The organism is Paraburkholderia sp. WS6, assembly GCF_030464835.1.
Lineage (GTDB): Bacteria > Pseudomonadota > Gammaproteobacteria > Burkholderiales > Burkholderiaceae > Paraburkholderia > Paraburkholderia madseniana.
Genome location: NZ_JALQCK010000054.1, coordinates 21,963 through 44,793, shown reverse-complemented (window position 1 = coordinate 44,793; position 22,831 = coordinate 21,963). Strand labels below are relative to the sequence as shown.

20 protein-coding genes and 1 pseudogene are annotated in these 22,831 nt (G+C 60.6%); 14 read left to right on the top strand and 7 right to left on the bottom strand.

The features are described from left to right. Positions 1-92: 92 nt before the first annotated feature. From M0D64_RS39540 to M0D64_RS39530, 3 genes are all read right to left on the bottom strand, one after another. A complete protein-coding gene (locus tag M0D64_RS39540; RefSeq protein ID WP_266261647.1) occupies positions 93-2,912 on the bottom strand; it encodes an ATP-binding protein in 2,820 nt (939 codons plus the stop codon). Continuing rightward, on the bottom strand, positions 2,909-4,042 hold the full coding sequence (locus M0D64_RS39535) for a substrate-binding domain-containing protein (RefSeq protein WP_266261646.1): 1,134 nt from the start codon (positions 4,040-4,042) through the stop codon (positions 2,909-2,911). Before M0D64_RS39535 ends, M0D64_RS39540 begins: the two co-directional genes overlap by 4 nt. Before the next feature lie 204 nt (positions 4,043-4,246). Then, positions 4,247-4,603, bottom strand: a complete 357-nt coding sequence (locus tag M0D64_RS39530; RefSeq protein ID WP_154565409.1) for a septal ring lytic transglycosylase RlpA family protein — start codon at positions 4,601-4,603, stop codon at positions 4,247-4,249. A gap of 568 nt (positions 4,604-5,171) precedes the next feature. Between M0D64_RS39530 and M0D64_RS39525 the strand changes: the two genes are divergently transcribed. The 11 genes from M0D64_RS39525 (at position 5,172) to M0D64_RS39475 (ending at position 16,924) form a co-directional block, all read left to right on the top strand. After that, positions 5,172-6,356 (top strand): FIST N-terminal domain-containing protein, encoded by a 1,185-nt coding sequence (locus tag M0D64_RS39525; protein ID WP_266261645.1) that lies wholly within the window; start codon positions 5,172-5,174, stop codon positions 6,354-6,356. A 93-nt stretch (positions 6,357-6,449) separates the two neighbouring features. After that, complete coding sequence (locus tag M0D64_RS39520; protein WP_266261644.1) at positions 6,450-7,487, top strand: MBL fold metallo-hydrolase; 1,038 nt, start codon at positions 6,450-6,452, stop codon at positions 7,485-7,487. Between the two features lie 145 nt (positions 7,488-7,632). Continuing rightward, on the top strand, positions 7,633-7,851 hold the full coding sequence (locus M0D64_RS39515; protein ID WP_174825323.1) for a hypothetical protein: 219 nt from the start codon (positions 7,633-7,635) through the stop codon (positions 7,849-7,851). Positions 7,852-7,857: 6 nt separating this feature from the next. Further along, positions 7,858-8,337: a DUF417 family protein gene (locus tag M0D64_RS39510; RefSeq protein ID WP_154565412.1), complete on the top strand. Its 480-nt coding sequence runs from the start codon at positions 7,858-7,860 to the stop codon at positions 8,335-8,337. Between the two features lie 118 nt (positions 8,338-8,455). Next, on the top strand, positions 8,456-8,743 hold the full coding sequence (locus M0D64_RS39505) for a TlpA disulfide reductase family protein (protein WP_266261643.1): 288 nt from the start codon (positions 8,456-8,458) through the stop codon (positions 8,741-8,743). Between the two features lie 118 nt (positions 8,744-8,861). Continuing rightward, positions 8,862-9,698: a shikimate dehydrogenase gene (locus M0D64_RS39500; RefSeq protein ID WP_266243217.1), complete on the top strand. Its 837-nt coding sequence runs from the start codon at positions 8,862-8,864 to the stop codon at positions 9,696-9,698. Between the two features lie 593 nt (positions 9,699-10,291). After that, positions 10,292-11,689, top strand: coding sequence for an MFS transporter (locus M0D64_RS39495; RefSeq protein WP_154565415.1), 1,398 nt, complete (start codon positions 10,292-10,294; stop codon positions 11,687-11,689). Positions 11,690-11,878: 189 nt separating this feature from the next. Then, complete coding sequence (locus M0D64_RS39490; protein WP_266261642.1) at positions 11,879-12,931, top strand: Gfo/Idh/MocA family protein; 1,053 nt, start codon at positions 11,879-11,881, stop codon at positions 12,929-12,931. Positions 12,932-13,170: 239 nt separating this feature from the next. Continuing rightward, positions 13,171-14,001 (top strand): 3-keto-5-aminohexanoate cleavage protein, encoded by an 831-nt coding sequence (locus M0D64_RS39485; RefSeq protein WP_266261641.1) that lies wholly within the window; start codon positions 13,171-13,173, stop codon positions 13,999-14,001. A 115-nt stretch (positions 14,002-14,116) separates the two neighbouring features. Next, positions 14,117-16,036, top strand: coding sequence for a bifunctional sugar phosphate isomerase/epimerase/4-hydroxyphenylpyruvate dioxygenase family protein (locus M0D64_RS39480; RefSeq protein WP_266261640.1), 1,920 nt, complete (start codon positions 14,117-14,119; stop codon positions 16,034-16,036). Positions 16,037-16,090: 54 nt separating this feature from the next. Beyond that, entirely contained in the window at positions 16,091-16,924 is an 834-nt protein-coding gene (locus M0D64_RS39475; RefSeq protein WP_266261639.1) for a sugar phosphate isomerase/epimerase, read from the top strand. A 288-nt stretch (positions 16,925-17,212) separates the two neighbouring features. Here M0D64_RS39475 and M0D64_RS39470 read toward each other — a convergent pair. Beyond that, positions 17,213-17,467 (bottom strand): annotated as a pseudogene (locus tag M0D64_RS39470) (site-2 protease family protein); the annotation flags it as partial. Between the two features lie 99 nt (positions 17,468-17,566). Between M0D64_RS39470 and M0D64_RS39465 the strand changes: the two are divergent. The 3 genes from M0D64_RS39465 to M0D64_RS39455 all read left to right on the top strand — a co-directional run bounded on the left by M0D64_RS39465 (position 17,567) and on the right by M0D64_RS39455 (position 20,755). Further along, entirely contained in the window at positions 17,567-18,019 is a 453-nt protein-coding gene (locus tag M0D64_RS39465) for a DUF3828 domain-containing protein (RefSeq protein WP_266261637.1), read from the top strand. Positions 18,020-18,450: 431 nt separating this feature from the next. Then, positions 18,451-19,824: a M14 family metallopeptidase gene (locus M0D64_RS39460; protein WP_266261636.1), complete on the top strand. Its 1,374-nt coding sequence runs from the start codon at positions 18,451-18,453 to the stop codon at positions 19,822-19,824. A 409-nt stretch (positions 19,825-20,233) separates the two neighbouring features. Then, positions 20,234-20,755, top strand: coding sequence for a PH domain-containing protein (locus M0D64_RS39455; RefSeq protein WP_266261635.1), 522 nt, complete (start codon positions 20,234-20,236; stop codon positions 20,753-20,755). Between the two features lie 157 nt (positions 20,756-20,912). Here M0D64_RS39455 and M0D64_RS39450 read toward each other — a convergent pair whose 3' ends face one another. The 3 genes from M0D64_RS39450 to M0D64_RS39440 form a co-directional block, all read right to left on the bottom strand. Beyond that, a complete protein-coding gene (locus M0D64_RS39450; RefSeq protein WP_200564999.1) occupies positions 20,913-21,365 on the bottom strand; it encodes a cupin domain-containing protein in 453 nt (150 codons plus the stop codon). A 156-nt stretch (positions 21,366-21,521) separates the two neighbouring features. Beyond that, complete coding sequence (locus tag M0D64_RS39445) at positions 21,522-21,953, bottom strand: cupin domain-containing protein (protein WP_266261634.1); 432 nt, start codon at positions 21,951-21,953, stop codon at positions 21,522-21,524. 45 nt (positions 21,954-21,998) lie between these two features. After that, the gene (locus tag M0D64_RS39440; RefSeq protein WP_266261633.1) at positions 21,999-22,826 is read right to left on the bottom strand and encodes an SDR family oxidoreductase; all 828 of its coding nucleotides are present in this window, start codon (positions 22,824-22,826) and stop codon (positions 21,999-22,001) included. Positions 22,827-22,831: the final 5 nt, after the last annotated feature.

Sequence of the window (22,831 nt, the reverse complement as noted above, 5' to 3'; positions counted from 1 at the left end):
CTGCCGACGCTGTCCACCGTCAATAGGCACCAGCCGGCCACGAAGCCTCATTCGCCCGTCTTGCGGCTCGGACGCTCAGACGTCGGTGCCAATCATGGTGCTTGCCTCCTTTCCAGATATTGCTCGACGAAGCTGAGGATTGCTTTGGATCGGTAATCCTTCGCTAGCTGGCAAAGGTGGTCGGCGAAAGGACGATAGCGCTCGTCAAGCTCGGTCAGGTACGTGGCATGTTGCACGATGGCACGCATGTCGCCCAGTCGCGCCAGGTGGTGTAGCGCTTCGATTTCCCCCGGCGGCGGCACGATCAAGCTTCCCACGGAGGGATCGGCGTCGCGTACAGCCGTTCGGCCCGCTCCGGCGGTTTGCGTCTGCGGAACTTCGTCGTTCCACTCGATATTCAGGAGGGCCGCGACCTGTGACAACAGCCGACTGAGGTCAACCGGTTTTGACAGAAAGGCGTTTGCACCGGCCGCCAGGCTTTTCGCCGCATCACTCCCCGAGGCGCCGGCGGAAACCGCAACGATGGGCAGATCCCCGAACTCCGGCATTTCGCGAAGGCGCCGCGTTGCTTCGAGCCCGTCCATCCCAGGCATGAGGACATCCATCAGGATGAGCGCCGGCCGTAGCGCTTTGGCTTTCTCCAATGCTTCAAATCCGTTGACGGCCTCCACCACGTCGAATCCGAGCTGGCCGAGCATATCGACCGCCACAGCACGGTTTGCCGCTACGTCATCCACGACGAGAATGGTCTTGCGCGGCCCCTTATAGCCGCTCACCGTCCATTCGGACGGGACGACAACTGCCTGAGGCGCCACCACCGGGACGTTCAGCTCGAACGAGAAGGCGCTACCAGCACCGCGGCGGCTCTCGACGTGGAACTCGCCACCCATCAAACGCACAAGCTGCCGGCTGATGGCCAGGCCCAGCCCCGTGCCACCCACCCGGTGCCGAGCATCGCTCACTTGCTCGAAAGGCTGGAAGATCGCCTCCAGACGCGCTTCGTCTATGCCAATGCCGGTGTCCTGCACTTCGAAACGCAGCCGCGCGGGCGGCAGATAACCGACGCGCAGACGCACACTTCCCTCTTCGGTAAATTTGATTGCGTTGGAGAGCAGGTTGAGCAGCACCTGGCGCAGCCGTTTTTCGTCGACCCGCACGCCCGCGGGCAGATCGGGTGCCATCTCGCACGCGAAGGCCAAGCCCTTTTCGATTGCCTTCACCCGAATCGTCTCGGCGATGAAGTAGATGAACCGCTCAAGCGAAATGTCGGATAGGTTGAGCTCCGCCCTTCCGGCCTCGATTTTGGCCATGTCCAGGATGTCGTTGATGATCGCAAGCAGATGTTCGCTGCTGCGCTGGATCACCGTGACCCCATCGACCTGGCGTTGATCGAGGCGCTTATCGCGCTTCAGGATCTGCGCGTACCCTAGAATTCCGTTCAACGGCGTGCGCAACTCGTGGCTCATGTGCGCAAGAAAGTCACTCTTGGCTTGATTGGCCGCATCGGCGTGTTCCTTGGCGACGGCCAGTTCAGCCGTTCGCTCGCGGATCATATCTTCGAGGTGCTCGCGATAGCGCCGCAGTTCCTCTTCGGCACGCTTCTGCTCTGTGATGTCGCGTGAGATGCCGAGCAGGAACTGCGGCTCGCCGCGCACGTCGACGATCGGGATCTTCATTGTGTGCACCAGGCGCGGCCCGTGACGTGTGTGCACCGGCTCCTCCGGCACGTCGACCATCTGCTGCGACTCCAGCACGTCACGATCCTTCAGCGCGAAGAAATCTGCCTCCTGCGCCGGAAACAGCTCGTGGACGGACTTGCCGATGAGTTCCTCGCGCCGGTAGCCGAGCAGTTGCTCTCCCGCCTTGTTAAAACGCACGAAGCGCAGCGTCGCCGCATCCTTGACGAAGATCATGTCGGGGATGTTCTCGATGATGCTGTCCAGGAAGTGCTCGCTCGCTCGCGCAGCCTCTTCGGCGTGCTGCCGTTCGGCGATCTCGGCCGTCTGGCCCGCAAGCGCCGTGCTGAGTTCGGCCGTGCGCTGTGTCACGCGCGCCTCGAGTTCGGCGTTGAGTTCCTTCAGCGCATCCTCGGCTTGCCTGCGCTGGCGCCGGTCTTCGAGGAACTGCTCGACTGCGCGCGCCATATCGGCAATCTCATCGCGGCCGTGAACGGGGACACCGGCTTGCACGCCGTCGACGTCACCTTGCCGCAGGAAGTGGCTGACCCGGCGCAGCCGCGCCACGACGTGGCGACCGAGGAATGGCCGGGCGATCAGCCAGGCAAGCAGCAGGCTCACCGCAACTTCGCCCCCCACCCAGTTGCGCGTGCGGTCCAGGTCTTCGGCCAGATCCTGAACCGCTTTCCGGTAGTCGCGCGTGAAATAACCCAACTGCTGGCGCGCCGCGGCGGCCAGAGCGTCAGCCTGGCGGCGCAGATCGTCGTCCAGGTTGGCCAATGACGCGCCGGGCCGCGGCGCGGCTCTGGTGCCCAGCGCAGTCTCGCGCACCTGCGCCTCGATGTTGACCGTGTTGCGAAAGCGCTGACTCGATCGATGCATCGCCAGCGCGTCGACACCGACGTTGTCGCTCGTGGTCGCGGAGGCGAGGCGGTCCACCAGGCGGTCGAAGGATGCCAGCTGTTCGATGACATGCCGATGCGTCTCGCGCACAGCGTCCACCGTATCGTCACTGGACAACTGCGATGCCAGGCGTTCGATCATCAGCGTGCGCTGCGCCAGGTCCTGTGCGTCCTCCTGGCGGGCCAGCCGCTCTTCGGCCAACTGGCGGATCGCGTGGACCGAACCGGCCAACGAGTAGAGGGTCGTGGCACCGACCGCGATTACCAGCGCGGCCAGGCACGAAACCGCGAGCGTAAACTGCGCGGTGAGCGATCGTGGAACTGGGAGTTTCACGGGCGTTGCCAGATGCGGCGATAGACGTCGCGATAGCCGTTGGCCGGGTCGTAAAGCAGACGATTGCCGCCGTCCGCGGCGATGTTGTCCGCCGTCACGAGATGCACCGGAAACACGTAATCCGTGACACCTCCCCCGGCGAAGAGCCGGTTCATCTCGTCGACCAACTGCCAGCCGTGCAAATTCACGGGTTCGGCCACGGTGGCCGTCTGGAAGCTGCCCGTCTGGATACGCAGGAAGGCGGACTCGCTGCCGTCGCCAGCCGACAGCATGGCCATGGCGGTGTTCGGCATTTCGGCCTGGGTCAGCACCGGGGCGGCGTAGTCGAAGTAGATGTCGTTGACGGCCAGTGCATACGTCCACCGCTTGCCATACCGCGCGAGCAAGGCGCGTGTCGTGCCCGGCATCAGTTCATGGCTGCGCGAGATCGCCACGTCGCGCACTTCGAGCAAGGTGCAGCCGCTGCACGCGCGCACAACGGCAGCCATTTCATCGGCCTTGCCTTGCGCAATTCGGAAATTGGAGTCGGTGAAGATGACGACTGCCGCATGCCCGCCGGACTGTACGATGGCTGCCAGCGAGGTCACGCGCGCGACCTCGAGCGGATCCGTCGCCACGTTCATCGCCACGGGCGTGCCAGGCACCGGTCCGGCCTGGGCCGCGACATGCCAGCCGACGATCGGAATGCTCCGCTCGGCAAACGGCCGCAGCCCGGGCAGCAGCGCGCGTGCGTCGCCACCGACGATGATCAGACCGTCTGGACGACTTGCCAGCGCATTCGCAAGCATCTTCAGCCGCAGGTCCGGCGTGCCGCCGGAGTCGAATATCTTTACGCTCCAGCCGATGACCTTGGCCGCTTCCAGCACGCCGTCGACTACGCCGACGATGCCGCCGTTGCGCAAATCCTCGGCGACGATGGCGACGCGTTTCCCGAGTTGGGCGCGCGGCCCGTTGCGAGGCCCGTTCCAAGGTGCAGCGGGTTGCGCCGCAGCATCGACGACTCGCTTCGCTCCGGCCAGGTAGTCCTTCGCGGCGACCGTGGTCCCGGGCACGGGAGCAGTCGGCAGACCCTGCGCCGTGGCAACCGACAGCACACACGCGCATACCCATGCCACAAGCAAGCCCCTCATGCTGTTCCCCAAGGGCCCAATCGCGGTTTATTGACCGCCATTGACGACGTACCCAATGCCGCGCGCAGGATGATCCTGCGAATACGATAGTACACCCCGATGGTTGCGTGTCCTGTCCAGCCACGATTACTGTTGGTGGCGAAGTCGCTGGGGTGCTTTTTTAACGACCCGGAACCACAACGCCGTTGACGCCCCGCGTGTTTTCTACCGACTGCCGTTTCCCGTCGTCAAGATTCCGCCGCCGTCCGACTCCGTCTGTGTGTTCGCCGTGCTCTCTACTCGTTCAATCCGTACTTGCATCGACCGTGCGTCTGTCAAACCCAAGGTCTTCGCCGCGGCATAAGAGAGATCGATAATTCGGTGTTTGATGTATGGTCCGCGATCGTTGATACGCACGACAACCGACTTTCCTGTTGCCAACGAACTGACGCGCACATAGCTGCCGAGCGGCAATGTTCGATGGGCAGCCGTTAATGCGCCGCCATCATAGCGTTCTCCATTTGCGGTCAGATGCCCCTGGAACGTTGCCGAATACCATGACGCCTCGCCGGATTGCAACATCTCGTGTCGCATGCGACAGGAATCAGCTCTGCACGCAGCATGTTCGGGCGCAATCTGTCCGCAAGCCGCGAACAAAGCGCAGATTCCCAAAACTCCCAAATAGCGGAGTGATAGCACCATAGACCACATGTCAGTTAATGAGGCGTGGTTTTAACGTTCTCAAAAAGCTCAGGCAAGCCGCATGCCCGGGTGACATAACATCTTGACAATTTCTTTAGGTCTCATGCAGTGGGTCTGTCAGTCCGACCCTGATTTCATTGCAGGTGTCGCCGATGCGATTGGTACCGGCCTTGACGAAAATACGTGAAATACGTATTCATTTGCCGGGGGCCACATGGCTATCATAACGGCCACCGATCTCTCCCGGTGCGCGAAGTTACACGCCGCACCGCTCAAGTGTTCGGGCTGCTCGCCACGATGCAACGTCCACAACGTTCCGGACATCACGGGTTGTACTCATGAACCGCAAGCCCTGGCGGCCGGTCTGATCTCGGGTTTCTCAACGGCCGGCTGAACATGCCTTGCCAGCGGAGGTCCAACTTATTGTTGTCTTCGACAGGGTTGGGCCATGTCCCGCGCTTCGTTTGTCCACGCTCACGCCGCCCACGCCGATTGGCGGGTGGCTCTCGCCGAGTGCCAGAGGCAAATTCAAACCCAAATTGCGGCCCGTGCGGCGCAGCTTGACGAATCCGCTCCGTTCACGCTCGGCTGGTGTTACGTGAGCGACTATTACGCACCCGCGTCCGAGGCGATCCTCGACGAACTGCACCGGGGTCAGCCAGGCGTCGCCTGGGTCGGTACGGTCGGTGTCGGTGTGGCCGCCAGCGGCATCGAATACATCGACGAACCGGCCCTGGTGCTGATGCTCGCGCCGCTGCCACGTGAATCGTTCCGGCTATTCTCCGGTCTGCAGCCCCTGCCTGCGACATCCTCCGGGTTCGTGGCCCATACCGCGCTGGTCCATGCCGAGGGCAGCACGCCGGACGTGCAAGAATTGCTGCACGAACTGAGCGCCCGCACGACCACGGGTTATCTCTTCGGCGGCCTGTCCTCGGCGCGAAACCGTCCGCTGCACATGGCGGATGGAGTGTTCACCGGGGGAATGTCCGGCGTGCTCTTCGGCCCCGAGGTCGGTCTGATCTCACGCGTGACGCAGGGCTGCCAGCCCATCGGACCGGTGCGCACCATCACCCAGGCCCAACACAATCTGGTGGGCACGCTGGACGGCAAGCCCGCACTCGATTGCGTGTTGCAAGATCTTGGACTCGACCGGGATCTGCCAATCGATGCGTTGTCGCAGGCGCTGTCTACCACCCTGGCGGGCTTGAGCACCGGCGCCGAGGACGTGCCGAAATGGCCTGGAAAGTTCGGCGCGGATACACTCGTGCGGCACCTGGTGGGCGTGGATACCCAGCACCGGGTCCTGGCGATTGCGGATCGGGTCGAGCCCGGCATGCATCTGGCCTTTTGCACGCGCAACCCCGAGGCTGCGCGGGTCGATCTGGTGCGCATTGCAACGGAAATCCGCGCGGAACTGGAAAGCGGCACGGCGGGGCACATGTTGGGCGCCCTGTATGTCAGTTGCTCGGGACGGGGCGGGCCGCACTTCGGAGCGCGGCATGCGGAGTTGCAGACCGTGCGAAATGCCCTAGGCGAGGTACCGCTGGTGGGATTCTTCGCCGGCGGCGAGATTGCAAGGAATCACCTTTACGGCTACACCGGCGTATTGACGGTCTTTACGACCCCGGACTGACGCTCCGGACGGTTCTGATTTTTGCCATAGCACGAAGAATATCCATACTGCGTTCATCCACAACAGCCATTCGTACTCCGCCCTGGCAGATTCATGCATGCCCTCTTCAATCCAAGGCTTGTCAATGACGCGTTTGGCGACCCAGGTCTATACGTGGACTTTTGCGACGAACGGCGTGCCCTCCTTTTCGATCTTGGCGATATCTCCACGCTGCTGCCCCGCCACCTGATGCGTTTGTCACATGTGTTCGTTACCCATACGCACATGGACCATTTTTCCGGCTTCGATCGTCTCTTGCGCGTGATGCTCGGGCGCAAGGCTGGCATCGTGATGTTTGGCGGACCCAACTTTCTTGCACAAATCGAACACAAGCTGAGCGCCTATACCTGGAACGTAGTGCATCGTTACGAGGTCGAGCTGGTGATCGACGCGCGCGAAATCGGAGTGGACGGTGGCGGGCAGCGCGCACTCTTTTCAAGCCGGAGACGGTTCGTCCGCGAAGCCGGCTCATCCTTTGAGCGATCTGACGACGTGGTGCACAACGAAACAACCTTTCGCGTGCGTGGCCGATTTGTCGATCATGACATCCCGTGCCTTGCGTACATGCTCGAGGAGAAGGCCCGCGTCATCGTCGCGAAGGACCGGCTCGCGGCGCTGGGGGTGTCGACGGGTGCGTGGCTGCGCGAACTGAAACATGCGGTGCTGACCGGCGTCCCCGACGAGACGCCCATTCAGGTTCAGTGGCGCGATCGGCATGGCGAGCACGCGATGACCCGACAGGTCGGCGAACTGCGTCACCTGATCCTCGACGTCGTTCCCGGGCGGCGCATTGGCTACGTAACGGACTTGCGCTATACGGAACCGAACGTAGAGACCCTGTCGGAGTTGATGCACGACGTGGACCTGCTTTTTATCGAGAGCGTATTTCTTGACGAGGACAAGACCCATGCCCTGCGCAAGAATCACCTGACGGCCCGCCAGGCGGGTCTGATTGCGCGCCGGATCGGCGCCCGGGCGGTTGTACCGTTCCACTTTTCGCCGCGTTACGAAGGACGCTCGGCAGCATTGATTGCAGAAGTGCAGGCGGCGTGGTCCGCCACGTCGGTTCCGGGTGACGAAAAGCCTGATTAGACGCGATGAACGCGATGCCCGCGTTGCCCGACCAACTGAAAGAAATGATACGAATGAGCATTTTATTGCGACTTTTTAGGCTTAAAAATATCATTCCCTCGGCTTAAAGTGAAGACTCCTACCCACCTGATGAAGGAGTAACACCATGAGCCGAATCACCGTACCCGCAGTTGAGTCCGCCACTGGCGCGACTGCCGAAGTCTATGCCCAGGTCAAGAAGGCCGCAGGCAGCATCCCGAACCTGTTCGTTGCGCTAGGCGCGCTGTCGCCCGAAGTACTCAAGGCGGTGCTGAATGCCGAAGGCGTTCTGGCTTCCGGCACGCGCCAGGACAAAACCATCGCAACTTCTACAGAGGCAGTGTGAAAGATCATGAACATTCATTTCCGAGTGGCAGAAAAGAGCAGCGGGACTTATCTGCATCTGGCATTTTTGCGGTGGTCGATGGTGGCCATCTTCATCTGGTTCGGGATACAGAAATTCACGCCCTATGCGGCCGACGCCATCGCGCCGTTAATCTCACACAGCCCGTTGATGAGTTGGTTGGGCGTGTTCGGCGTAAGAGGTGAAGCCCGGATTGTGGGGACGATCGAACTGACGACCGCGGCCGCTCTGATCATCGGATCGATGATTCCGGCGGTGTCCGCCTTAGGAGCAGCGATGGCGAGCGCCACCTTCCTCCTGACGACGTCCTTTGTTCTCAGCACGCCGGGTATCACTCAAATAAGCCCGACCGGTTTCCCGATCATCTCGACGTTGCTGGAGCAGTTTCTGCTGAAGGATATCGCCCTGTTGGCAGCCTGCTTTACACTGCTTCTCGCCTCTTTGTCGCCGCGCGCTGCGGCGTCGTAAAGGCTCGGATCTATGTCGTATCCTGGCGTCGTTGCTCCATAAAAGCCGAAGGATTCCACAGCATGAACATCGGACCTGCTTCTCTCCCAATTGACCTGGTATCAACGAAGCGGGAACCATGCAGGCTCTTGCTCCGCGTGACGGAAAACCGCTCGTCATCAATCTCTGGGCAACGTGGTGCGCTCCTTGCCAGGCCGAGATGCCGGTACTTGCAAGCGCCCAGGCAAGATACCCAGGATTGAATCTGGTTTTCGTCAATCAGGGGGAGCGGCGCGATACCGTTGATGCATTCATGAAGGCGCTGAATTTGCGCATCGCTAATTCGCTGTTCGATCCCGAACTCAGCGTTGCCAAGGCTACAGAAACGACCGCATACCCGACCACACTCTTTTACGATGCGTCGTAAGCAGCACGTCCGTCGTGCGGCCGCCCTAGTTGGTGCGCTGTCATATATATTCATTGTTAGTGATGGTCGACGCGCCGAAATCCCGGCCTGGTTCTGGAATCTTTTCGGGAGTGCTGCAATGATCAGCGGAAGAACTACCCTTATCGCGCATCTTGGGTATCCCACCGAGGCGTTCAAGGCGCCCATGATCTATAACCCGTGGTTCGAGAAAAACGGCATCGACGCAGTCGTCATGCCGATGGGCGTGAAGCCAGACGATTACCCGACCTTTCTGGCTTCACTGTTCCGGCTCACCAATATCCGCGGCGCGCTAGTCACCATGCCGCACAAAGTCGCCACCGTCGGCCTGGTTGACGAAGTGACGCCGACCGCGCGCATTGCGGGCGCATGCAACGCGATTCTCAAGCGGCCTGACGGAACCCTGCTGGGCGATCAGTTCGACGGCGCCGGCTTTGTGCGCGGCGTCGAACGCAAGGGCTGCCTGCTCGAGGGGGCACGCGCGCTCGTATTGGGCAGCGGTGGCGTCGGCTCGGCCATCGCCGCGTCATTGGCTGCGGCAGGTTTGGCGGGACTGGCGCTGTTCGATGCCAGCGACGCCGCGGCCGGTGCGCTCGGCGAGCGGTTGCGCACGTATTACCCGCAACTGGTCGTCACCACTGGCTCTAAAGATCCGGCGGGCTACGACCTGATTGTCAATGCCACGCCGCTCGGCATGAAGGACGACGATCCATTGCCATTCGACATCGACCGCATCGCACCGACCACGTTTGTGGGCGAAGTGGTCATGAAGGCGGAATACACGCCGTTGTTGCTGGCGGCGAAGGATAAAGGATGCAGCGTGCAGGTCGGCACCGACATGCTGTTTGAAATGATTCCTGCGTACCTCGAATTTTTCGGCTTTGGCACTGCCACACCGGACGAGTTATACGCGGTTTCGCAAATCAAATACTCGTAGCGGTCACATTCGACGCAGTGCGTCTCCCGGTTCTGGTCCTATAGGCTGCTCAAGCTGATTGCTGCGACCGCACAACCGTTGCGATCCCTTAGCGGTACTGATATCCCTCGCATGCCCGTTTCGAGCTATTGCTCAGAGAACGCATAGCCGCGGTTAAATACCTGCTGATCGCCAGCGCTTTCGCCGTGCCCTCGATCCGGTCTTTGTCGTGCATCGCCGAGCTCCGTAGAAACCCGATTTTCGGGCGAAAGTCGCGCGTGATGCGCGAATAGCGCCCACTTTTTGCCGATTGATGTTGTCCCCTATCGGTCCGTCGCGTACTTTTCAAACATACCGTTCGCGCGATCGCAGCGGCGCAAACTTAGACGCTCACGCGGCTCTCTTGAAACGGCCACGCCCGTCTCATGAGTCTGCCGGATGCACATCATGAACACTTCAGATTCGCCTGCGCGGGTAGCGCTCGTCACCGGAAGCATCGGTGAATCGTCAGAGGTATGGCGATCGCGCTCACGAGGCGCGGCTTCCAGCCTTCTTGACCGCTGACGTGCAGGGCGCACGCCGACTTCAATCAATTACTAATATTGGAGACTCAAATGGCTAGCATCACGGAACATGAACCGCACGGCGCACATCAGACCAAAAAGGCGACCGCCAGCGGCTGGATCGGCTCGGCGCTGGAGTACTACGACTTCTTTATCTATGCGACAGCGGCGTCCCTGATTTTCCCCCAGTTGTTCTTCCCCTCAGGGAACCCCAAGATCGCCATTGTCGCGTCGCTGGCAACCTATGGGGTTGGATATGTCGCGCGGCCGATCGGCGCCTTCGTACTCGGGCACTGGGGCGACACCCATGGCCGTAAGACGGTGCTGCTCCTGTGCATGTTCCTCATGGGCTTTTCGACGATGGCCGTCGGCCTTCTTCCGACGTACCACCAGGTCGGCCTGCTCGCCCCAGTGCTGCTCGTCATCCTGCGTCTCATCCAGGGTTTCGCGGTGGCTGGGGAGATCTCCGGCGCCAGTTCGATGATTCTCGAGCACGCGCCATTCGGGCGGCGCGGCTACTACGCCAGCTTTACGCTGCAGGGCGTGCAGGCCGGACAGATCCTCGCCGCGGCGGTATTCCTGCCGCTCGCACATTACATGCCTGAAGACGCGTTTAACTCGTGGGGTTGGCGCATCCCCTTCCTGCTGAGTGTCGTCGTGCTGTTTGCGGGCTACATCATTCGTCGCGAAGTTCACGAGACGCCCGCTTTTGCCACGGAGGAGGAGCAGGGTGAAGTCCGAAAATCGCCGATCATCGAAGCCTTCACGCATTGCTGGAGGGAGATGCTTGCCGTCGTCGCCCTGGCGCTGATGAATGTCATCCCGGTGGTCACCACGATTTTCGGCGCGGCCTACGCGGTCCAGCCGTCATACGGGGTCGGCTTTCACAAGAGTGTCTACCTGTGGATCCCCGTGATAGGCAATATCGTGGCGGTGATTGTTATTCCAATTTTCGGCAATCTGTCGGACAAAATCGGCCGGCGGCCGCTGATCATCGGTGGTGCGCTCGGTTCAGGGTTGCTGTCGTTCGGCTACCTCTACGCGATCAGCATTCACAGCGTGGCGCTGGCAATCGTTATGTCAATGCTTATGTGGGGCATCGTCTACCAGGGCTACAACGCGATTTTCCCGAGCTTTTATCCCGAACTTTTCCCGACACGCGCCCGTGTCTCGGCAATGGCCATTGCCCAGAACATCGGCACCACGATCACTGCATTGCTGCCCGCACTCTTCGCCACCGTGGCGCCGCCCGGATCAACCGACATTCCCCTCACGATCGGGGCAATCACCTTCGGCATAACGATAATCTCGGCGTTCGCGGCCTGGATGGTCCGGGAGACGTACCGGATTCACCTGAACGATCTCGGTGAACGTGGCGCAGTTCCAGTCGACAAGCTGGACTACAACCTGATGCGCAAGCAAACCCTTGCCGCGGCGAAGGCTGCCTGAGTATCCGTGTGGGCGCCAGCGTCAGCGAGACCGTGCCGGTTGCGGGGTCTCGCATCCGGCTCTATCGCGGGACCGTTGCCTCTGACAGCGCTCGCTGTGCCGCCCGGGTCAGCGAGCGGGAGTCGCCGCACAGATGACGTGCGGCATCGGCTGGCAGCGCTCTGTCCGTTACCCGAGGGGTCCATATCAATGAACAAGACACGAATTGCCGTGGCCGGCGCCGGTTACATCGGCCTCGCCCATATGGGCGTGACACAGCGGAGTCCGACCTGCATGCTATCGGCCGTTGTGGACCCGGGTCCTGCTGCAGAGGCAGCCGCGGCCAAGGCTGGTGTGCCGCTTTACCGGTCACTGGACGAAATGCTTGAAAAGAACCGCCCCGATGGCGTGATTCTCGCGACGCCTAACAAGTTGCATGTCGAGCACGCACTGAAGTGCATCGAGGCGGGAGTGCCCATGCTGCTCGAGAAGCCGATCGCGCCAGGCGTTGAGCAAGCCGAGGTGCTGGTGGAGCAGGCCGACCGGGCGGGGGCGAAGATCCTGATCGGCCATCATCGGGCGCACAGCCCGATCATGGCGCGCGCGAAGGAAATGATCGATGAGGGCCGGCTCGGAAAACTCGTTGCCGTGATGGGTGCCGCGGCATTTTTCAAAGCCGACGAGTACTACGCCGAGGCGCCATGGCGCCGGGAACCCGGCGGCGGCCCGATCCTGATCAACATGATTCACGAGGTGCACAACCTTCGCATGCTGTGCGGCGACATCGTCGCGGTGCAGGCGTTGTCGTCGCACGCCACGCGTGGCTTCCCGGTGGAAGACACCGTTGCGATCAACCTGCGCTTCGCCAATGGCGCACTGGGCAGCTTCATGCTGTCCGACACAGCCGCTTGCGCGCGCAGCTGGGAGCAGACCTCGCAGGAGAACAAGGCTTATGCGACCTATCTCGACGAAGACTGTTATGTCATTGCCGGCACCTTCGGTTCGCTGTCGGTGCCGACGATGCGCATGAAGACGTACGCCCGCGCGCAAGACCGCTCGTGGTGGAAGCCGTTCGAAGTCAGCGTCGCCGAGATGACGCGCGAGGATCCGCTCGCGCGTCAGATCGAACACTTCGGCCGCGTCGTGCGAGGGGAAACCGAACCGATCGTCAGCGCACGGGACGGTCTGCGGAACCTGCGCATTACCGAAGCCATCACTGAAGCTGCGAAAAGCGGATCGATCGTCGACACGACGCCGGTCTGATTTCGCTGCCCGACATCACGGCATCGCGGTCGCGTTCTAGCCAGTGGAGGAGAAAAAACATGCGGCTGCGCCGCCGAATGGCGCACACCGCGGTCGCTTAAGAGTACCCGGACGTCAGCGCGTCCGGGTTGAACTAGACTTGGTAATGGCATGCTGCGCGGACAGTTTCCCGGGCACGCTGTCATGATTGCTCGCGACATACGCGAGACAGGTTGAACCGATATCCTGGAGTGTTAGCCATGAGTCAACCATGCATTATCTCCGTAGCCATCACAGGCTCAGTGCCGCGCAAGAAGGACAATCCGGCCGTGCCGATCACAATCTCCGAGCAGATTGAAAGCACCCATGAAGCGTACGAAGCCGGTGCATCGCTCGTTCATCTGCACGTGCGCGACGAACAGGAAAACTCCAGTTCCGACCGGTCGAGTTTCGCCGCGCTTCAGGACGGCATCCGCAAGCACTGCCCCGACATCATCATTCAGTTTTCGACAGGCGGCCGCGGCCGCTCATTCGAGCAGCGTGGCGCGATGCTCGATCTGCGGCCGGACATGGCATCGCTCGCGACGGGTTCGGTCAATTTTCCGACTACCGTCTATGAAAATCCGCCGGACTTCGTGCGCGCGCTCGCGAAGATGATGCTCGACTACGATGTCAAACCGGAAATCGAGATCTTCGATCTGGCGATGCTGTACAGCACGGTGGACCTCGTGCAACAAGAGCTGCTGAAATCCCCGGTGCATGTTCAGTTCGTGATGGGCGTGAAGAACGCACTCCCGGCACGTCGAGAGATTCTTGAGTTCGAGGTCCAGCAACTCAAGGCGTTGTTGCCGGATGCAACATGGACCGCGGCTGGCATCGGGCGGCACCAGCTCGAGGTGAACCACTGGACGTTGCAGATGGGCGGGCACTGCCGCACGGGTCTGGAAGACAACGTGCGCTGGGACAAGGAAACGCTAGCGAAGAGCAATGCGCAACTGGTCGCGCGGGTGGCGTCGTTGTGCGGCGAATATGGCCGGCCGGTGGCGAGCGCAGCCAAAGCGCGCGAAATGCTGGGTCTGCCGGCTCGATAACCCGACGCGATGCGCGAGCACCCGGCCCAGCGGGCGGTCCGCCTCAATGGCACGCGCGACGTCGGGCAACGATGCCCCATGGAGGGCGGCGGTAACGTAAGCCGAGGAACAAGTCATGCGCCGAACCATCGCGACCGTGTCGCTCAGCGGGACGCTGCCCGAGAAGCTGGAGGCCATTGCGGCCGCGCGCTTCGACGGTATCGAACTGTTCGAGAACGACTTCATCAACTTCAAGGGCACAGCCCGGGACTTGCGCGTCATGGCGGCCGACCTTGGGCTGACCATCGACCTGTATCAGCCGTTTCGCGACTTCGAAGGGATGCCCGAAGCGCAGTTTCGGCGCAGCCTGGAGCGTGCCGAGCGCAAGTTCGACCTGATACAGGAACTGGACGCGCCGGTCATGCTGTGCTGCTCGAATACGTCGCCGCTCGTCATCGACGATCCGGCGCTGGCGGCCGCGCAACTGCACGAACTTGCCGGGCGCGCGGCGATGCGCAACCTCAGGGTCGGCTTCGAAGCGCTCGCGTGGGGGCGTGTGACCAAGCTGTATGGGCAGGCGTGGGAGATCGTCCGGCGCGCTGATCATCCGCACCTTGGGTTGATACTCGACAGCTTTCACACACTGTCGCTCAACGATGACCCGTCGGGCATCGCCGACATTCCGGGGGAGAAGATCTTCTACCTGCAGATGGCCGACGCGCCGCTACTGTCGATGGATGTGCTGCAATGGGCGAGGCACCACCGGTCGTTTCCCGGCCAGGGACAGTTCGACATGACGAATTTCCTCGAGCAGGTGCCGCTGGCGGGCTATACCGGACCCTTGTCGCTCGAGATTTTCAACGACGTATTTCGCGAGACGCCCAATCGGCGCACTGCGGTCGATGCTATGCGCTCGCTGTTGTATCTGGAGAGCCAGGTGCGCCAACGTCTGCAGGAGCCGGCGCAGAGCAACGCACGCTTCACGGACCGGCGCGCGAGCGTGCTGCAACGCGTCGAGCTGTACAGTCCACCCCCGGTGCCCGACATCATGGGACTGTCGTATATCGAGTTCGCCGCGGATGAATCTTCAGCCGAAGCTTTTGACGTACTGTTGCGGCAGTTCGGCTTTCGGCGTGCCGGCACCCATCGCTCGAAGGCCGTCGTGCTGTACCGGCAGGGCGACATCAATCTGATTGTCAACGCGCAGCCGGACTCCTTCGCACGCCGCCGCTTCGAGGCCCACGGGCTGTCTGTGTGTGCGCTCGCCATGCGCACCGCCGATCCGGCAAGCGCGGTCGGCCGCGCCACCGCGATGCACTCCCAGCGCTACGATGGTCCTTTGGGGCCGCATGAGCAGCGGGTTCCGGCGATAGTTTCGCCCGGGGGGATGCTGATCAGCTTCGTGTCGTCCGCGCTCGGACCAAATGGTCTGTACGAGGCGGATTTCGTGCTGGAGGACGAGCCCGGCAGGTCCGCCGCTGGAGCCGGCCTGAAACGTATCGATCACGTTGCGCTCGGGCTCGCCGTCGATCAACTCGACACGTGGATCCTGTTTGTGCGCGCGGTGCTCGGCCTGGAGCCCGGGGAGAGCCTCGAACTCGCCGATCCGTTTGGCCTGGTACGCAGCCGCGGCGTAGCCAACGCAGATCGCAGCGTGCGACTGGTGCTCAACGTCTCGCTGAGCCAGCGCACGCGCACGGCCCGCACGGTGAGCGCCGGAGGAGGCGTGGCGGTTCATCACATAGCCTTGAGTACCGATGACATCTTCGACGCAGTGGCGCGCCTGACGGCCAGCGGCGCGCGCTTCGTGCCGATCTCGGGAAACTACTACGACGATCTGATCACGCGCGTCGACCTCGATGACGATCTGCTGGCGCGCTTGCGAAGCGCGGGCGTGCTGTTCGACCGGTCCGCGGCCGGCGACTATTTCCATATCTACACGGAGTGTTTGGACGGCGGGCTGTTCTTTGAGGTCACGCAGCGCGTGAATGCATACGATGCGTACGGCGCGATCAACGCGCCGGCACGCATGGCTGCGCAAGCTCAAGGAGCCTGACGACGCAATCGATGCGGCACCAGGTCCTTCATCGAACGAATGGAACGAGACGACATGACACAGCAATCTTTGCGCGCGCTCTCGCTGTCGGCGCTGACCATACTCGAACTGAGCCCGCCGCAGATGGTCGAGTGCGCAGCCCGGGCCGGCTACGATTTCGTCGGCCTGCGGCTGCTCCCGGCGACCGATCACGAAGTGCGGTACGAGTTCGTCGGCGACACCCCGCTCAAACGCGAGACGCTGGCGCGCCTGAAAGACACCGGCGTGCGCGTGCTCGACGTCGAGATCCTGCGGCTCAAGCCCGATACCAATGTGACCGCGTACAAGCCCACGCTCGACACCGCCGCCGAACTTGGTGCGCGCTACGTGCTGGTGGCTGGCAACGACCCGGATGAGGCTCGTACCGCCGAGCACCTTGCGCAACTCTGCGATCTCGCCGAGCCGCTCGGCCTTTCTCCATCGCTCGAACCGATGCCGTGGACCGACGTGAAGAACATCACGCAGGGCGCGCGCATCGTGAAGGCAACGCGGCGGCGCAACACAGGGCTGATTATCGATCCCATCCACTTCGACCGGGCAGCGTCGTCAATTGACGAGCTGCGCGCGTTACCGCGCGAGTACTTCGGATACGTGCAGTTCTGCGACGCGCCCGCCGAACGTCCCACCGATCTCAACACGCTGCTGTATCAGGCGCGTTGCGAGCGTTCGATTCCGGGGGAAGGCGGTCTCGATCTGGCGGGCATCCTGCGGGCGCTGCCCGACGATTTGCCGATCAGCATCGAAGTGCCGATGGAGCGCTGGGCAAAAACGGCGAGCGCCGTCGAGCGGGCTCGCAAGCTGCGCGATGCGACATTTGCCGTCGTCGAACGGGCCTATGCGGGGGTGTAAACGGCGGGCTGATCTTGCCTGGCCGAGTTTACCAGTCCACCAGTTAGTCGACCGGCAGGAACCGGCCGAGGCTGTGTGTAAGGAAAAGCTCGTGGGCGCAAACCTGCTCACAGCCGATGATGAAGCTGCCCTTTCTCTCATACGCGGCCGCCAGGGCGAAAACGTGTGTGAACGGTAACGTGGAGACCGGAGCGGCATGCCACGATACGTTCACCCCGTATCACGGCCAGCGCAACCGATTGCCTTCCCGTCTTCCTAACTAGCCGCCGGACACAGCCAAAACGCAAATCAGCGCGTACCGCCACGCAACGGTCCAAGCATGTCGTGGATGCCAAACGTCATCATCGCGAGAAACGCCAAAAGCGCCAGATAGTAAAACGCATAAGTGAGTTTCACCGACGGTGCAATGCCATAGTATCGAACGTTCTCCGGACTAGCCGGATCGTAATGCCATGCGCGCTTGAGTTGCGGCATCGCCAGGATAGCCATGACGATCAGGAGTGGACTAGGATGCCACGCGAACAATCCGACAAGCACAGGAACGAGATAATGGCCATGCTCCGTGAAGCCGACCATTAACATAACGATCCGGGACGCAATGCAACCGGCATATAAAATTTATCGATACAACTGAGACGAAAGATGAAGAAGCTATTTACCTTCGCCGTGTCGGTACTGCTGCTGGTTGGCGGGTTGCTTTTCCAGCAAGGGGCGTTCGCGGATAGCGCGACTCCTGACGCAAGCACGAAGGCGTTTTACGCCTGGTATATCAAGTTGGAATCTAAAGATACCTATCCGTTGTTGGACAAGGGCATTTATGTCTACGTGACCAAAACGACGGTTGACAGACTTCGAAGCGCGTATCGCCATAACAGGCTGCCTGGCGACGTCGACTATTTCACGAAGGTTCAGGACTACGACGAAGAGGACTGGTCTAACAACATCGCAACACACCAGGCGATCATGCTTGACGATGTTGCGGTTGTTCCAGTTACTTTCGGCTCGAAAGACAGAATCAGCGTGTTGGTTTTTCTGCGCAAGCAAGGTGACAACTGGAAGATCACCAAAGTCGACGACACGCTAGATTATCAATAGACATGTCTAACGTCGGCGGTCACGTTGTCGACCTGCTGATGCATGTTCAAGGCATACACCTAACTCAATCCCTTTCCAGCAATGTCAGACTCCGACGCGCTCGATCGGTTTGAGATGACCCAAAGCATCACCCCCACCGCCTCCGCCTGCGACGCCTCGGCCGCCGTGAGGCCGAACGCCTGGCGCAACTGGACCGCTGTCACGAGACGAACGCCGTGTGACACGCTTTAGCTGTCGGCGCCGACTAGGTAGTCACAACATTAGTTGAAGTTGTCGTCAGCCTTTCAGCCTGTCGATCGTATAGGTGTCGGGATCGGTTTAGCAGGGATCACAGGCATCAACCAGATATTCGAATGACACGTGGTTTTGAAATGACTGCCGCTGTACCGTCTTTAAGATTACGAAGGCAGAAAACTGAAGGGAGAATGAAAGTGTCGAGCTACCATGCCAGAATTACCGGAAGCGACTACGCGGCGATGGCCGACCTCGTGACAAAGTATAAAGTCACGGTCGCCCGGCATACTGTCGAGAAAGTCGCAGAAGGCTACCGCGTCGACGCGCACGCTAGCGACGAACAAATTCGTGCGCTTGAAGCTGCGGGTTACAAGGTTGAACGTCTTGAGGATGCGCAAATCCAGGGTGTGGCGCGACAGAAGGAGAAACGCAAAAGCCCAGTCGGCGCATTGACGCGTGAAGCATTGTCGGTCGCCGCTGGCACGGGATACCTCGACGTCGCGCATATTGAAGCGGCCCTGGCTGCCGAATCAGAGGCTCCGAATGACGCGTTCACCACGTTGATCAAGCTGCCGAACGAGACATGGGAGAAGCGTGTTTGTCACGCGCTCAAGATTGGCAAAGGCAGCGGCGCGGGCCGCGTCGGAATCTATTTCCTTGGCGGCGTTCACGCACGCGAATGGGGCAGCCCCGACATTCTCGTCAACTTTGTGCAACTGCTCGCCAACGCATACCGGACAAATACGGATATCACAATAGGCAGCAGGACCTTTACCGCAGCGCAGATCAAATCCGTGGTGGAGAAGAAGGACATTTACGTCTTTCCGCAAGCCAATCCTGACGGACGCAACTACAGCATGCTGACCGAACCGATGTGGCGCAAGAATCGTCGACCGGCACCGGCGGGACATACGCAATCCCAATGTGTCGGTGTCGACGTCAACCGCAATTACGATTTTCTCTGGAACTTTCCAAAGTACTTCGATCCGAAGTCGCCGATTGCAAACTCCACGGATCCGTGCGATCACGATGTCTACATTGGCCCCGCGGCAACCTCCGAGCCGGAGACAAAGAACGCTGTCTGGATGTTCGACAACTTTCCGCACATTCGCTATTTTGTCGACCTGCATAGCTACTCGGAAGACATCCTGTACAACTGGGGTGACGATGTCGATCAAAGCGCCGATCCAGCGATGAATTTCCAGAACCCCGCGTATGACGGCAAGCGCGGCATCGCTAACGACAAGGCATACCGAGAGTACATCGCGGCCGAGGACAAGAAGATCGCAGTCAATCTGGCGAATGAGATGCGTGATGCGATCAAGGCATCGCGTGGCCGACTCTACAAGACGGAACAGTCGATGAGCCTTTATCCGACTGCCGGCACGTCGGATGATTATGCGTTTAGCCGTCACCTGGTCGATGCAAAAAAAGCGAAGGTGTTTTCGTACACGATCGAGTGGGGCAGTCCGCAAAATCCAACCCCATTCCATCCCCCGTATCCGGAAATGAAGCAGATCATCGACGAGGTCACGTCGGGACTTTTGGCGTTTTGCATTTCGGCGCAGTGACTATCGCGCCTCCAGCAGGAAAAGGTTTCAGCAGCAACGAATCGCGGGCCGCTCTAATGGTCCAGCCGAAGTTCGGTATCGGATAAAGCTGGTCTCTGTGCGTAGATCGCGGACGATACTCGTCGTAAAGGCTATACTGGCACACCATAGGTATCAAGTCGCGCTACGACTTCAAGACAGTGACGTGCGAGTCAACTATGTTCGCTTCAACAGCCGATGCGTCGACGATGCGTTGCGTCGCCACCGGACGTTTGAAACATGTGCAACTAAGCCGGCGCGTATGTCTGCATGGCGCGAGAATCGCTGCATTGCCGCCGGCCACTCAATTTGCTGACGCGCAACCGAATCAGGCAGCGCTGCCTTTTTCGACGGACAAATGGTCCGTGGGTCAGAAAAAGGGACATGTGCAATGGCCAATCAGGTAATTTTCAGTGGCGCTCCGTCGCAGGCATGCAACCTTGCCGCGATCCTGAAGGGGGGCGCTGTCATGGCAATGATTGGCGCTATACATGTCTGCGCGTCTAACTCTTTCCCGCTTCAGTGGCATGTGCTGCTCGCACAAGCTGGTGCGGTTTTGATCGGTGTCGGCTTGCCGTTCGCCAAGACCGCGTTCACCCGAATCGTCATCGATACCGCGCGGATTACCTGGACGCAAGGTATTCTGCATCGCCGTGTATCAATTCTCGAGATTTCCCGGATTCAGTGCGTCACGTCGATCCACCCATGGTGGCAGCGCCTGTTGGGCGTCGGCACGATCATTCTAACGACCAACGATGCAACTCGTCCCGTGAGGCGTCTGCCGGGCATCAAGGGCGCTGACCAGGTCGGCAGGAGGCTTGCCGAGGCCGTTGCCATGCATCAGGCGCGGGGCATTTCCGCAAACACATATGATCCGAACGCCGCTGGTTACTCTCAGGCGCAGAGTGGTTGAGCAGGCGGTATCGGTTCGCGACTGACAGGTCTTGTCGACCGTCCCATACTGGCCGCGTGCCTTCAAACGGCATGTGCAGTTTCCGATGCTCGCGTGTCCTGTTCAGCCACGACATGATGACGCGTCATGGCGCAAAGCTCCCTTGCACTCAGCTCAATCAGAGCGGTGAAGGCAGAACGCTCGACCAGTCAGGTAAGGCATCAAGATCCGGCCGCATCGTGACGCTCTCCTGTTCGTTGGGATCGGTTCGGGCGATTACCGCGACGCAAGGCTCATCCGCGCTCGCGTTGTACGGAACATGCGGCATCCCTGCGGGGATGTAGAAGAAATCTCCGGCCCGAACCACCGCATGGTGCTCCAATCGTTCGCCATACCAGCACCCCGAGATGCCGCTCAGCTGATAGATGGCCGTCTCATGCTCCGCATGGAGATGCGCTTTGGCCCGGGCAGCCGGCGGAATTGTTGCTAGCTGAAGATGCACATGCTTCGATCCCACACTTTCAGCTGAGATACCTACCGCATAGGTCAGCCCTTGCTTCCCCTCGAACTGTGGGCCGGCTTGCACCAGTTGACAGGTTGGAGTGCCAGGCTTGTGTGTGCTGATGTTCATCGCTTCTCCAAACAATGAGCGCCGACGTCGGCGAAATGGCGTGCATACGACCGCAGAATACACCCGCCCGCTGTTTGAAAATGGTCATCTTTTATCGGGAGATGTCGGCCATGAAGCGCCATTCGACAACATCGTTAGACAGTCTCGGTTTGTGGCTTAGTCAGTGATGAGCGGGCCAGCCTCATACTGCTCATCGGTTACCGGCTCCATCCACTCGACGTTCTTGCCGTCGAGCATTTCAGTGACCGCAAAGTGCGACATCGCCGTGGTTGCAGCAGCACCGTGCCAGTGTCGCTTTCCGCACGAGCACGAGACGATGTCACCAGCGCGGATTTCACTGCGCTGGCCACCTTCGCATTGAGTCCAACCTACCCCTGAAAGCACGACCAGAATCTGACCGAGTGGATGCGTATGCCAGTGGGTGCGCGCGCCGGGCTCAAACGTCACGATGGCACCACCGGTTCGCCCCGGCTCCTCCATCTGGAACAGGCTGTCGATACGGACGGCGCCGGTAAACCAGCTTCCCGGGCCTTTGATGGACGGCTTGCTGCCGTTGCGGATGATGGTTTGGGCTTGTTTGTCTGTCATAGCTTTTAATCCTTTCACGTAGGAGTCTGGCGTAACGTCACACCATTATTGCGGTGCCAGCTCTCCGAACCAGTAAGACGCCGTCACGCCACCATCCATCAGGAAATCGCTTCCGGTGATGAATCCTCCGTCAGGCCCCATGAGCAGCGCGGCAACATTTCCAACTTCATCCGGCGTGCCGGCGCGCTTGGCCGGGCACCCGTCAATCATGCGCCGATAGCCTGCCCCACGCGGGCCGGATAACTCGTCCTTCGCAAGCGGCGTGATGATGATGCCTGGGCTGATGGTATTGATACGAGCGCCACGCTTGCCCCAGCGGACTGCCTCAAACATCACGCGCAAGGCGTTGCCGCGTTTCGACAACTGATAAGCATGCAACGAATCCTTTACCTGATCAGACTGAAGCATTGGCAGCTTTAGCAATTCTTCGACAGGCGTCGTCGCAAGCGCGTGGTTATCTTCCGTGGTCAGCGGCGGCAGACGATGACCGGACTGAGAGGCGATTACAACTCCCGCTCCGCCCTCGGCCATCACTTCGCCAAATACTTCGAGGATCAACGCCGTGCCGTAGAGATCGATTTTCAGGATCGTCTCTGGTGAGGCCTGCGACGGCGAAACGCCGGCCGCATGAATGAGGCCATGGACGGCGCCCAGTGAAGTCGCTTTCGCGACCAGGGCCTCAACGGACGCACGCGATGAAATGTCGACGGCCGCCGTCGTCACCTCAAAACCCGCCTCGCTCAGCGTCTTTGCCGCTGCGTCGGCCTGCTCCTGACGCAGGTCGGCGAGTAACAGGTGTTTGCCTGTGCCCACCCGTCGCGCAATGGCTTGCCCAATTGATCCCGGACCGATTACAACCATGACTTTTTGCATGACGC

Excerpts from the sequence above, each read along its gene's own strand:
- M0D64_RS39490 (WP_266261642.1), top strand. The coding sequence starts at position 11,879 with ATGAACAAGACACGAATTGCCGTGGCCGGCGCCGGTTACATCGGCCTC.
- M0D64_RS39525 (WP_266261645.1), top strand. The coding sequence starts at position 5,172 with ATGTCCCGCGCTTCGTTTGTCCACGCTCACGCCGCCCACGCCGATTGG.
- M0D64_RS39480 (WP_266261640.1), top strand. The coding sequence starts at position 14,117 with ATGCGCCGAACCATCGCGACCGTGTCGCTCAGCGGGACGCTGCCCGAG.
- M0D64_RS39450 (WP_200564999.1), bottom strand. The coding sequence starts at position 21,365 with ATGAACATCAGCACACACAAGCCTGGCACTCCAACCTGTCAACTGGTG.
- M0D64_RS39440 (WP_266261633.1), bottom strand. The coding sequence starts at position 22,826 with ATGCAAAAAGTCATGGTTGTAATCGGTCCGGGATCAATTGGGCAAGCC.
- M0D64_RS39505 (WP_266261643.1), top strand. The coding sequence starts at position 8,456 with ATGCAGGCTCTTGCTCCGCGTGACGGAAAACCGCTCGTCATCAATCTC.
- M0D64_RS39510 (WP_154565412.1), top strand. The coding sequence starts at position 7,858 with ATGAACATTCATTTCCGAGTGGCAGAAAAGAGCAGCGGGACTTATCTG.
- M0D64_RS39515 (WP_174825323.1), top strand. The coding sequence starts at position 7,633 with ATGAGCCGAATCACCGTACCCGCAGTTGAGTCCGCCACTGGCGCGACT.
- M0D64_RS39465 (WP_266261637.1), top strand. The coding sequence starts at position 17,567 with ATGAAGAAGCTATTTACCTTCGCCGTGTCGGTACTGCTGCTGGTTGGC.
- M0D64_RS39495 (WP_154565415.1), top strand. The coding sequence starts at position 10,292 with ATGGCTAGCATCACGGAACATGAACCGCACGGCGCACATCAGACCAAA.
- M0D64_RS39530 (WP_154565409.1), bottom strand. The coding sequence starts at position 4,603 with ATGTTGCAATCCGGCGAGGCGTCATGGTATTCGGCAACGTTCCAGGGG.
- M0D64_RS39475 (WP_266261639.1), top strand. The coding sequence starts at position 16,091 with ATGACACAGCAATCTTTGCGCGCGCTCTCGCTGTCGGCGCTGACCATA.
- M0D64_RS39485 (WP_266261641.1), top strand. The coding sequence starts at position 13,171 with ATGAGTCAACCATGCATTATCTCCGTAGCCATCACAGGCTCAGTGCCG.
- M0D64_RS39445 (WP_266261634.1), bottom strand. The coding sequence starts at position 21,953 with ATGACAGACAAACAAGCCCAAACCATCATCCGCAACGGCAGCAAGCCG.
- M0D64_RS39535 (WP_266261646.1), bottom strand. The coding sequence starts at position 4,042 with ATGAGGGGCTTGCTTGTGGCATGGGTATGCGCGTGTGTGCTGTCGGTT.
- M0D64_RS39455 (WP_266261635.1), top strand. The coding sequence starts at position 20,234 with ATGGCCAATCAGGTAATTTTCAGTGGCGCTCCGTCGCAGGCATGCAAC.
- M0D64_RS39500 (WP_266243217.1), top strand. The coding sequence starts at position 8,862 with ATGATCAGCGGAAGAACTACCCTTATCGCGCATCTTGGGTATCCCACC.
- M0D64_RS39520 (WP_266261644.1), top strand. The coding sequence starts at position 6,450 with ATGCATGCCCTCTTCAATCCAAGGCTTGTCAATGACGCGTTTGGCGAC.